This window comes from Bradyrhizobium sp. (assembly GCF_035273305.1).
In the GTDB taxonomy this organism is placed as follows: Bacteria; Pseudomonadota; Alphaproteobacteria; order Rhizobiales; family Xanthobacteraceae; genus Bradyrhizobium.
This window is the reverse complement of the sequence record NZ_DATEPI010000174.1, coordinates 1-9,814: the sequence shown is the minus strand read 5'-3', so window position 1 is coordinate 9,814 and position 9,814 is coordinate 1. Positions and strand designations below refer to the sequence as shown.

At 61.4% G+C, this 9,814-nt stretch carries 12 protein-coding genes; 4 read left to right on the top strand and 8 right to left on the bottom strand.

Going from position 1 to position 9,814, the window contains the following annotated elements; translation table 11 throughout:
* From VJV58_RS12330 to VJV58_RS12310, 5 genes are all read right to left on the bottom strand, one after another.
* On the bottom strand, positions 1-299 hold a 299-nt coding region (locus VJV58_RS12330; protein ID WP_324137626.1), incomplete at its 3' end, for a TonB-dependent receptor domain-containing protein.
* A gap of 28 nt (positions 300-327) precedes the next feature.
* Positions 328-543 carry a cold-shock protein gene (locus tag VJV58_RS12325; RefSeq protein ID WP_324137625.1) on the bottom strand — a complete coding sequence of 72 codons (216 nt, stop codon included), beginning with the start codon at positions 541-543 and terminating at the stop codon, positions 328-330.
* Positions 544-838: 295 nt separating this feature from the next.
* Complete coding sequence (locus VJV58_RS12320) at positions 839-1,699, bottom strand: 23S rRNA (adenine(2030)-N(6))-methyltransferase RlmJ (RefSeq protein WP_324137624.1); 861 nt, start codon at positions 1,697-1,699, stop codon at positions 839-841.
* 60 nt (positions 1,700-1,759) lie between these two features.
* Complete coding sequence (locus tag VJV58_RS12315) at positions 1,760-2,449, bottom strand: ribonuclease T2 (RefSeq protein ID WP_324137623.1); 690 nt, start codon at positions 2,447-2,449, stop codon at positions 1,760-1,762.
* 117 nt (positions 2,450-2,566) lie between these two features.
* Positions 2,567-3,037, bottom strand: a complete 471-nt coding sequence (locus tag VJV58_RS12310; RefSeq protein ID WP_324137622.1) for a hypothetical protein — start codon at positions 3,035-3,037, stop codon at positions 2,567-2,569.
* Between the two features lie 161 nt (positions 3,038-3,198).
* On the opposite strand from VJV58_RS12310, the gene VJV58_RS12305 reads away from it, so the two are divergent.
* Positions 3,199-3,489 (top strand): hypothetical protein, encoded by a 291-nt coding sequence (locus VJV58_RS12305; protein WP_324137621.1) that lies wholly within the window; start codon positions 3,199-3,201, stop codon positions 3,487-3,489.
* Between the two features lie 23 nt (positions 3,490-3,512).
* Here the strand turns inward: VJV58_RS12305 and VJV58_RS12300 are convergent, their stop codons facing one another.
* Genes VJV58_RS12300 through VJV58_RS12290 form a run of 3 tightly spaced genes read right to left on the bottom strand, consistent with a single transcriptional unit; the run spans position 3,513 to position 6,188 of the window.
* Positions 3,513-4,898, bottom strand: coding sequence for an ATP-binding protein (locus tag VJV58_RS12300; protein ID WP_324137620.1), 1,386 nt, complete (start codon positions 4,896-4,898; stop codon positions 3,513-3,515).
* Between the two features lie 10 nt (positions 4,899-4,908).
* The gene (locus VJV58_RS12295) at positions 4,909-5,631 is read right to left on the bottom strand and encodes a response regulator transcription factor (RefSeq protein WP_324137619.1); all 723 of its coding nucleotides are present in this window, start codon (positions 5,629-5,631) and stop codon (positions 4,909-4,911) included.
* Positions 5,628-6,188, bottom strand: a complete 561-nt coding sequence (locus tag VJV58_RS12290; protein WP_324137618.1) for a MarR family winged helix-turn-helix transcriptional regulator — start codon at positions 6,186-6,188, stop codon at positions 5,628-5,630. Before VJV58_RS12290 ends, VJV58_RS12295 begins: the two co-directional genes overlap by 4 nt.
* Positions 6,189-6,590: 402 nt before the next feature.
* Between VJV58_RS12290 and VJV58_RS12285 the strand changes: the two genes are divergently transcribed.
* The 3 genes from VJV58_RS12285 (at position 6,591) to VJV58_RS12275 (ending at position 9,688) form a co-directional block, all read left to right on the top strand.
* Positions 6,591-7,670, top strand: a complete 1,080-nt coding sequence (locus VJV58_RS12285; RefSeq protein WP_324137617.1) for a branched-chain amino acid aminotransferase — start codon at positions 6,591-6,593, stop codon at positions 7,668-7,670.
* A 189-nt stretch (positions 7,671-7,859) separates the two neighbouring features.
* The gene (hisS, locus tag VJV58_RS12280) at positions 7,860-9,338 is read left to right on the top strand and encodes a histidine--tRNA ligase (protein WP_324137616.1); all 1,479 of its coding nucleotides are present in this window, start codon (positions 7,860-7,862) and stop codon (positions 9,336-9,338) included.
* 146 nt (positions 9,339-9,484) lie between these two features.
* The gene (locus tag VJV58_RS12275; RefSeq protein ID WP_025590867.1) at positions 9,485-9,688 is read left to right on the top strand and encodes a tautomerase family protein; all 204 of its coding nucleotides are present in this window, start codon (positions 9,485-9,487) and stop codon (positions 9,686-9,688) included.
* The last annotated feature ends 126 nt before the right edge of the window (positions 9,689-9,814 follow it).

The window sequence follows — 9,814 nt, the reverse complement described above, 5'->3', positions numbered from 1 at the left end:
CCGATGCGAGGAGCGAACTCGTCTTTTGGAGTGGTATAAGGGGCTTGGGTGGATGGAAGAAATGATTGCGTCGCGACGTCAAAGTTTTGCATTCGGTTCTGGCCTTCGCGCCAAACTGTGTTGAAGTCATAGCGGAGGCCGAGATTCAGAGTCAATTTGCGGTTCACTCTCCAATCGTCCTGGCCATAGAAATCCCAATTGGAGTTCCTGACTCCAACAAACGATGGGAATCCATTCTTTGCGAGAACGAAGGGATTGTCATTTTCCAGGTCGGAAAAACTGCCAAAGAAGTAGGGCAACGCCGTCCGAAAGCGTCACGGCATCGCGCTACGATGAAACCAACAGGTTGACCGCTTTGGGGCCTTTGCCCTTCTTGTCCGGTTCGACCTCGAAGGTGATGCGTTGCCCTTCGCTCAGGTCCTTCAATCCGGCCCGCTCTACAGCAGTGATGTGAACGAACACATCACGCCCGCCATCATCCGGCTTGATGAAGCCATAGCCACGTTCTCCATTGAAGAACTTGACCGTACCAGTCATGGCCATCGGGAAACTCCTCCCCGCATTGCTCCGCCGACCGGGCATTCGCTGTCGGAAAGCTTGGCCACCTGTGCGGATTTGGCTCAGCGCCGATCCGTCTTCAAGACATATTGTTCGAGGCCTTAGTCAGTCCGCCGCTTCGACGCGCGGAAGCGGGACGTAAGCCGATCAATCAAACCAAGCATAATACGGATTCCGGTAAATTGCCTACGGTCCAAATTAGAGTTTTCGCACGCCTGCGCGCCGGACGATTTGGCCATAGGTGTTCGGGCCCTCATGCAGAACTTGCTCATTCTACGGCTCAGGTTACGGGCGCCTCAAGCCTGAACCGTCCGGCGCCGCCCTGGCCTAGCGGCTTCTGCAGTTCGGGAAGGACCGCCTTCAGTTCACCCGCAAGCGTCCATGGCGGGTTGACGATCAGAAGACCGGCCGACGTCAGCGCGGCGCCAACGTTCTGTGGCGCGACGCTGAACTCGAGGCGCAAGCATTTTCCAGGTGAGGGGCCGGCGGTTACGGCTTCAGCGACGCGGCGGGCGAGGTTGTCGGTAGCGCGCCGACTTTTCACGGGGTACCAGAGCAGATAGCTGCCGGTCGGCCACTTCGCGAAGGCTAGCGCGAAACCGTCAGCCAAGCGTTCGAACTCGTCTTTTTGCTCGTAAGGCGGGTCGATCAGCACCAGACCTCGACGCTCGTTCGGCGGAACGAAGGCCGGCAATGCCAGCCAGCCGTCGACGTCGACCACGCGCGCCTGGGTGTCACGGTGCAGGGCCTCGATGAGCCGCTTGCGCGCTTTCGGTTCGACTTCGCAGGCGGTCAATCGATCCTGCGGCCGCAGCAGCGCGCGAGCGATCAGAGGTGATCCCGGATACACCTTGAGTTCCCCCTCAAGGTTAAAGGCCCTCACGATGTCGAGATAGGGTTCGATCAGCGGTGCGGTCTCTGCGGAGAACCTTGCTTGCCGCAGCCGCGCGATGCCTGTGAGCCACTCACCGCCACGGCGCGCTTCCTCGGAGGTGAGATCATAGAGCCCGGCGCCCGCATGGGTGTCGATGAAGCGAAACGGCGACGCCTTCTGCTGCAAATAGGTGAGAATGCGCACCAGCACGATGTGCTTGATGACGTCGGCGAAACCGCCGGCGTGGAAGGCGTGACGGTAATTCATGCCGCAGGGGTTACGACATCAGGCGATGAAAGTAACCCATGTTGGCCATTGCCCGAACAACTAGCCGCCACGCATGGGGGGCATCACGACCCCATCACGACGGCACGCGCGGCGGTCGATTTCCTCGCAGCCACGGAACTGAAGATCCTTGCTCATGCAGATGCGCACTTCGCTAAGCCGCCTGCTGCTGCAGGTCACGGCGATCCCGGAACTAGTCAACCCCGGATTGGCTTTGATGAAGGCGTCCTCGATCTCGGTCGGCGAGACCATCTTCTCCTCGGACAATTCGAGATATTCGGTCGGAATTTTCACCATCGCGCGCGCCTTGCGGATGGTTTCGAAATAGGCTCGGGCACCGAGCCCGGAGCAGGTGCCGTGCTTGTCCCACTCGCTGAAAATCAGTCCGGGCGCGGGCATCAGGTCCAGCATTGACGTCATGATGTTGCGATCAAGCCGCGGGGCAGGCCGCTGGCAGTAATCGGGAAAGCCATGCTCATATTGCGGCCAAAGCCCGTGCACCACGAATGAGAACGGCCGGCCGCCGCATTGGGCCTGCGATCTTGCTTCCGTACCGCGCTCGGAAGACTCCTCGCAAAACGAGGGCGACCACGAGAGCGACAGCACGTAAAAATCGAACTCGCCGGCGGCATTCTGGCGGCGATCCTGCGCCGACGCGGTGCCCGCTGCTGCGGCGAGCAGCCCCAGGCAAACCAAAAACCGTGAAATCCACGCCGACCGACGATGCAACATGCTGCGCTCCCATCCCAAACTGCTGAAGACCCTAGCAGGCGAGAAGGGAACATTTCAAGAACAAAGTAGGAAAGCTGCACTGGTGCGGCGGGCCTGGCCGAAGCTGGCTGCCCGCATTCAGGGCTTGGCGGCCCTGCAGCCCGGATTATAGGCCCAGTTGCGGTCAAGCCCGGTTACGCACCATTCGACGCCCTGGCCGAAGCCTGCAAAACCTGCGTCCTCGGCGATCGAATAGTGGACGGTGCGCATCTTGCCGTCGTTGAGCATGGCATCGGCGCTGCAGTAACGGCGCGGGATATTGTCCGATTGCCACGGCCGGAACGCGACCTCATGGACGCGGGCGTAGCCGGTAATCCGCAGGTCGGAATTCCAGAAGGTGCTTTCCTTCTCCCAGAACTGGTTGGTGATGGTCCCAAGCGCGCCTTCGCAAAGCGCGACCCTGCCGTCATAGCGCGGGCCGGACAGCCAGAAGTTCAGCTCAAGCGGATTGGCGGCCTGCGCCGCCTGGCCCGATAGAAACAGACCGAGGAGAACGCCGAATGCGGCGCCAAGAACGAGCTTTTTGAGAGAGGCAAGGGGGGCGTGCATGGGGACATCCACGGAAGAAGCAATTAGAGACGGTGCCGCGAAGCCCGCAGCGGGTCAAGTGCAAGGCAGCAACACCTGCAGACAACTCCACTTCGAAGCGCGGCGTGTTCTTTTCATGGCGGGGGATGCGCTCTAAGCTACGCCAGGAAATGGAGTCGATCATGCGAATGATTCGGGCGGCAATTCTGTTTGCGCTGGGCGCGATGCTTGTGTGCGCGCCGGCGCGCGCGGATTACGTGCCTTCGTTCAAGGGAAATGACACCGGCGGAATCATCGCTTATCCGCTGGCAAGGCAGGTAGATGCCCGGCAACTGGCGGTCGATCATTGTGCGTATTACGGCAAGGTCGCCAAATTCCTCGGCGTTGACCCACAATATGGCGGTTACGTTTCGTTCGCCTGCCGCTGGGTGCCTTATGGCGCCTACCAGCGGCCGATCGTCACCAAGTACTAGACCGAACTGGCCGGAGTCTTTGGCTAGACCGGTATCCGTACCGCCGCGCGAAGCCCGCCCATCGGGCTGTCGCCCAGCGTGATGTCGCCACCATGCGAACGAGCGATATCGCGGGCGATCGCGAGTCCCAATCCCGTGCCGCCCTCGTCCTGGTTGCGGGCGTCGTCCAGCCGCAGGAACGGCTTGAACACTTCCTCCCGCATATGCTGCGGAATGCCGGGACCATCATCGTCGATCGTGATCGTGAGATAGCGGTGATCCCGGTGTCCGGTGATTGAAATCGCTTTGGCATGCCGTGCGGCATTGGAGAGGAGATTGCCGAGGCAACGCTTGAACGAGGCCGGTTTCACCGTGACCACCGGAAGCCCATGGAACGCCACGCTCACGGTGTGGCCGTCACGGTCGGCGTCGCTGCGCAATTCCTCCAGCGCCACCGTCATGTCGGTCGGCTGCGCGTGCTCGCCGCTGTCGCCCCGTGCGAAGGCGAGATAGGCCTCGAGCATCCCGGACATCTCGTCGACGTCCCTGCGCATGCCCTCGAGTTCGGGGCTGTCGCCGATCAATGCCAGCTCCAGCTTGAAGCGGGTCAGGATGGTGCGGAGATCGTGCGAGACGCCAGCCAACATCGCGGTGCGCTGCTCGATCGAGCGCTCGATGCGGGATTTCATCTCTAGAAAGGCATGGGCGGCGCGGCGTACTTCGCTCGCGCCGCGCGGTCGGAAGTTTGGCGCCTCTCGGCCTTTGCCGAAGCTCTCGGCGGCATCTGCGAGCCGCAGGATCGGCTTGATCTGGTTGCGAAGAAACAACACCGCCACGATCAGCAGGATCGACGAGGTGCCCAGCATCCAGAAGATGAAGATCTCGGAATTCGATGCGTAGGCTGCGCTGCGCTGCGCGAAGATGCGCATTACCGCATCATCAAGCTGCACCCGGATTTCCACCAAGTTGGAACGGCCGACGGTATCGATCCAGAACGGCCGGCCGATCTGGCGACCGAGCTGCACTGACAGCGTCTGGTCGAGCAGAGAGAAAAAAGGCTTCGGACCGGGCGGGGGCAGGTCGCCGACCGGCAGGAAGTCCACCACCAATTGGAGCCTCTGCGCGACGCGCCGGAGCTGGGCTCGGTCCTTGTCCTGCGGATAGCCCTTGTAGACGTCGATAAGGCTGGCGATGTCCTGCACGACCGCGGCGGACAGCCGCCGCGTGACCGTATTCCAGTGCCGTTCCATGAACACGAATGCCACCACGGTCTGCAGCACGACCATCGGCACGATCATGATCAGCAGCGCGCGGGCGTAAAGCCCGGTCGGCATCCAGCTCTTGAAGGCATTGCCCATCCAGCCATTGACCGCCGAGACGCGCCGGGAAGCGGTGCGGATCAGCGTGAGGCCGGTGTCGAGCGTACTCATGTGAGCTCACTCAAGGCGACGCGACCAGGCGATAGCCGATGCCGCGCACGGCTTGCAGGAACAGCGGGTTGGCGGGATCGCGCTCGATCTTACGTCGCAACCGGTTGATCTGTACGTCGACGGCGCGCTCGTTGACGGTGCCGTTGCCGGTGAGAGCGCTGCGTGGCACCGTTTCGCCTGGGGTCACCGCGAGAATGCGAAGCATGTCGCGTTCGCGGTCGGTGAGATGAATTGGCTCGTCACCCTGGCGCAATTCGCCCCGATCCAGATGATAGACGTAGGGACCGAACGCGACCTGCTCGAGCATCTGCGCCGGCGGCGGCGCCGTGCGTTTAAGGATATTGCCGATCCGCAGCACCAGTTCACGCGGCTCGAACGGTTTGGCGACATAATCGTCGGCGCCGATCTGCAGGCCCTCGATTCGGGCTTCCGCCTCGTGGCGCGCCGTCAGCATGATAATCGGCACGGATGATGATGCGCGGATGAAGCGGGCGAGATCGAACCCGGTTTCGCCGGGCATCATCACGTCCAGGATCAAAAGATCGAAATGCAGTCCGATCAGCTTCGCACGGGCGTCATTGGCGCTCATTGCCGTGGTGACGCGGTAACCTTCGCCACGCAGGTAGCGCGACAACAGATCGCGGATGCGACGGTCATCATCAACCAGCAGCAGATGCGGCGCATCGTCAGCAGGCTTCGGCGGCGCTCGCGTGATTGTTGCGGCCAAGATCACGCGCGCTCCTTTGCATTGGGACCGGCCGCCCGGAGGATCGTCTCCAGCACCTTGTCAGGATCATCCTGGTCGATCATCGCGCGAAGAAACTGCCGGACGGTCTCGGCTCCCTCGGGCCTGATCTCTCGCAGCGCGCGGGTGATGCGATCGGTCTGCAGCCCGGCCAGCTTGGCCACGAGCGCCTCTCCCTTTGCCGTCGCAAAGAGAAGGCGTTGTCGGCGGTCGTTGTTACCGGTCTTCTGTACGATATAGCCTTCATCGAGCAGTTGCTTGAGCACCCGGCCAAGCGACTGCTTTGTGATGCGCAGTACATCCAAAAGGTCAGCGACTTTCAGGCCGGGATAGCGGTGAACGAAGTGAAGCACCCGGTGGTGCGCCCGTCCAAATCCGAACACCTCCAGTTCATGATCCGCATCGCCGACGAAATCCCGGTACGCGAAAAACAACAGTTCAATAATGTCCCAATGCAGGTCGCCGGACCTGACGGCGCCGGACCGCCCTTCAGGCGCCCGGGAATCCGGGCCAGGGTATGGGCCGGAGAAATTTATGTCAGCCATATTGACGTATCTTGGTTTCAATGTTACAAAACCATCAACCGCGACGAAACATTAGGTCGTTACGTGTGCGGACGCGTTTGAAAGGCCTGAGAAGGTCCGAAGTGCCGGCTAGGCTGCCAATTGTCCACCGTGCGATTGTCGAGCGGCATTTCGGGAAACATACTGGACTTCCGCCTTCCGCAAAAGCATGTCCTGAAAGACGTGCTTGGAGGAAAATCGCCCGCAGGCAGGTTGAAGGCCAGACGTAATCACAGCGCGGCGGCGTTCGCACGCGCATCGCGTCAATCCGGGAGAGAGCCCATGGGAGTTTCGTTGGATAGTTCTGCGCGACACCGGGGCGCGATGCGAGAAGTTGCGACAGCGCCAGAAATCGCGTCGGTTCCGACAGCGGGAAGCAAGGCAATGAGTTTGGAATTTGAAATCCGGCCTGCGACGAATCCGACGTCCGACAAGGAGCGCGCCGCAAAACTCGTGGACCCGGGCTTCGGCCGGATTTTCACCGATCACATGACTTTGGTCCGCTACAATCAGGCGAAGGGCTGGCATGGCGCCTGCGTCGAATCTCGCGCGAATTTCCCGCTCGATCCCGCGACAGCCGTCCTCCACTACGCGCAGGAGATTTTCGAAGGCCTCAAGGCCTACAAGCGCGATGACGGCGGCGTGAACCTGTTCCGCCCGGACGCCAACGCCCGGCGCTTCTGGAATTCGGCTGAGCGCATGGCCATGGCGCCGCTGCCGGAAGCTGCGTTCATCGAAGCAGTCGAACAACTCGTGCGCATCGACCGCGCCTGGATCCCGGGGGGCGAGGGCAGTCTTTATCTGCGGCCCTTCATGATCGCGAGCGAGGTTTTCCTCGGCGTGAAGCCTTCCGCGGAATACATCTTCGCTGTCATCGCCTCGCCGGTCGGCTCCTATTTCAAGGGTGGACCTGCGCCGGTGTCGATCTGGGTGTCCGAAAACTACACGCGCGCCGCAATCGGCGGCACCGGGGCTGTCAAATGCGGCGGCAATTACGCCGCGAGCCTGCGCGCGCAGGCCGAGGCGATCGATCATGGCTGCGATCAGGTCGTGTTCCTCGATGCCATCGAGCGCCGCTACATCGAGGAACTCGGCGGCATGAACGTCTTCTTCGTGTTCGAGGACGGTTCGCTGCTGACACCCCCGCTCGGCACCATCCTCCCGGGCATCACCCGCGATTCGATCATGGCGCTCGCGAAGGATTCCGGCGCGCGCGTGCGCGAGGAGGCTTACTCGATCGACCAGTGGCGCACTGACGCCGCTAGCGGAAAGCTGAAAGAGGCGTTTGCCTGCGGCACGGCGGCCGTCATCTCGCCGATCGGCAAGGTGTGTTCCGCGAGCGGCGATTTCCTCATCAGCGGAGGCGCGGCCGGCCCGGTCGCGATGGGGCTGCGCAAGAAGCTGATCGACATTCAGTATGGTCGGGTGGCCGACCCGCACAACTGGATCAGAAAGGTCCTGTGACCGGCTGCAACGGCTACGAATAGTCTCATCACCCGAAGTTCGGGCGGGCCCGAACTCGACCACTTCCCGCAAGAAGAGCAAGTTATACGCGGCGTTTGCTGCGTTGGTGAGCAACAAGCGACGTTTGGGTTGTAAGTCGACGTTTATGTTGTAAGTCAACATTGACCGGGAAAGCTTGCAACGAGCGACATGAACGATAAACCGAAAAAACCGCAGAAATTGAAAGCGCGGCTGCCTCGCGGGCTGGCCGATCGCGGGCCGGCCGAGATCGCGGCGACGCGCGCAATGGTGGAAAAAATCCGCGAAGTCTATGAGCGCTACGGTTTCGAGCCGGTTGAAACTCCGGCAATGGAGTATACCGATGCGCTGGGAAAATTCCTGCCCGACCAGGACCGGCCCAACGAGGGCGTGTTCTCGTTCCAGGATGACGACGAGCAGTGGATCAGCCTGCGCTACGATTTGACAGCGCCGCTGGCGCGCTATGTCGCGGAGAATTTCGAGTCGTTGCCGAAGCCGTATCGCAGCTATCGCGAGGGCTACGTCTATCGCAACGAAAAACCCGGCCCCGGTCGTTTTCGTCAGTTCATGCAGTTCGATGCCGACACGGTGGGCTCGGCGTCACCGGCGGCAGATGCAGAAATGAGCATGATGGCAGCGGACACCATGGAAGCATTGGGCATTCCCCGCGGCAGCTACGTGGTGAAGGTGAACAATCGCAAGGTGCTCGATGGGGTGAGAGACGCGATCGGCATCGGCGACGACGTTCAATGGCTGACGGCGATGCGCGCGATCGACAAACTGGATCGACTTGGCATTGCCGGAGTTCGCCAACTCCTTGGGGATGGCCGCAAGGATGAATCCGGTGACTTCACCAAAGGCGCTGGATTGCGTGCTGCCGATATCGAGCTGGTAATATCAGCAATCGAAACCGGCAAAGAAAATCAGATCGATGCGCGACTGCATGACAGTGCGATTGGGCAGCAGGGTCACGCGGAGCTGGAAGAAATAAGCAAGCTCGTTAACGCGTCCGGATATAGGTCCGATCGCATCGTTATCGATCCCAGCGTTGTGCGCGGTCTCGAATATTACACCGGCCCGGTCTACGAAGTAGAACTCCTGCTCGATACCAAGGACGAAAAAGGCCGTCCGGTTCGGTTCGGTTCGGTTGGCGGCGGCGGTCGGTATGACGGCCTCGTATCGCGCTTTCGCGGTGAGCCGGTGCCGGCGACGGGATTTTCAATCGGCGTATCGCGGCTGCAGGCGGCGCTCTCGTTGCTGGGGAAGCTCGATAGCAAACCCGAATTCGGCCCGGTGGTGGTCACCGTGTTTGATCGCGACCGCGTCGCCGACTATCAGAAAATGGTGGCCGCGTTGCGCAGCGCGAACATTCGCGCCGAGCTTTACCTGGGCAACCCGAAGAACATGGGCAACCAGCTCAAATATGCCGACCGCCGCAACTCGCCTTGCGTGATCATTCAGGGCTCCGACGAGAAGGCGCGGGGCGAGGTCCAGATCAAGGATTTGGTCGAAGGCGCCAGGGCGGCCGCTGCCATCGCCTCCAATCAGGAATGGCGCGAGACCAGGCCTGCGCAGTTTTCATGCCGGGAGGATGAGCTTGTCGTTCGCGTGCGGGAGGTGCTGGCGCGGCACGGCCTGCCGTCGGCATAGGCCTCATGTCAGAGGCGCCCTTGCGCCGCCTCGAACCATGACGAGAATAGGCCATCCTTCGCGACGCGACCGGACGCTCGCTTCATGGAATAACTCGTTTTTCAGGGTAAGCGGCGACTGAACAAAGCAAAATGGAGACAACAACAATGCCTGAAATCACCGTCAGCATGGCTGCGGGCCGCACCGACGAACAGAAGGCCGGCATGATGCGCGATATCACGCAGGCGCTGGTGAAGAACCTCGGCGTCGACGCCGATGCGGTCGTGATCCAGATCAACGAAGCGCCGTTGGCGCACAAGATGAAGGGCGGCAAGACGTTCGTCGAACGCGCCGCGGCCGCGAAGAAGTAGCGAGGCCAGTTCCCGCCACAGTCGTCTTCCGCCAACGCGCGGACCGATAAACGCCAGTGGGATTTCACGCGGCACGGAGCCGGCAACGCTGGCGATCGTCGTGGATCCCGGCTCGGGGCGGAACGA

Excerpts from the sequence above, each read along its gene's own strand:
- VJV58_RS12325 (WP_324137625.1), bottom strand. The coding sequence starts at position 543 with ATGGCCATGACTGGTACGGTCAAGTTCTTCAATGGAGAACGTGGCTAT.
- VJV58_RS12320 (WP_324137624.1), bottom strand. The coding sequence starts at position 1,699 with ATGAATTACCGTCACGCCTTCCACGCCGGCGGTTTCGCCGACGTCATC.
- VJV58_RS12315 (WP_324137623.1), bottom strand. The coding sequence starts at position 2,449 with ATGTTGCATCGTCGGTCGGCGTGGATTTCACGGTTTTTGGTTTGCCTG.
- VJV58_RS12310 (WP_324137622.1), bottom strand. The coding sequence starts at position 3,037 with ATGCACGCCCCCCTTGCCTCTCTCAAAAAGCTCGTTCTTGGCGCCGCA.
- VJV58_RS12305 (WP_324137621.1), top strand. The coding sequence starts at position 3,199 with ATGCGAATGATTCGGGCGGCAATTCTGTTTGCGCTGGGCGCGATGCTT.
- VJV58_RS12300 (WP_324137620.1), bottom strand. The coding sequence starts at position 4,898 with ATGAGTACGCTCGACACCGGCCTCACGCTGATCCGCACCGCTTCCCGG.
- VJV58_RS12290 (WP_324137618.1), bottom strand. The coding sequence starts at position 6,188 with ATGGCTGACATAAATTTCTCCGGCCCATACCCTGGCCCGGATTCCCGG.
- VJV58_RS12285 (WP_324137617.1), top strand. The coding sequence starts at position 6,591 with ATGAGTTTGGAATTTGAAATCCGGCCTGCGACGAATCCGACGTCCGAC.
- hisS (WP_324137616.1), top strand. The coding sequence starts at position 7,860 with ATGAACGATAAACCGAAAAAACCGCAGAAATTGAAAGCGCGGCTGCCT.
- VJV58_RS12275 (WP_025590867.1), top strand. The coding sequence starts at position 9,485 with ATGCCTGAAATCACCGTCAGCATGGCTGCGGGCCGCACCGACGAACAG.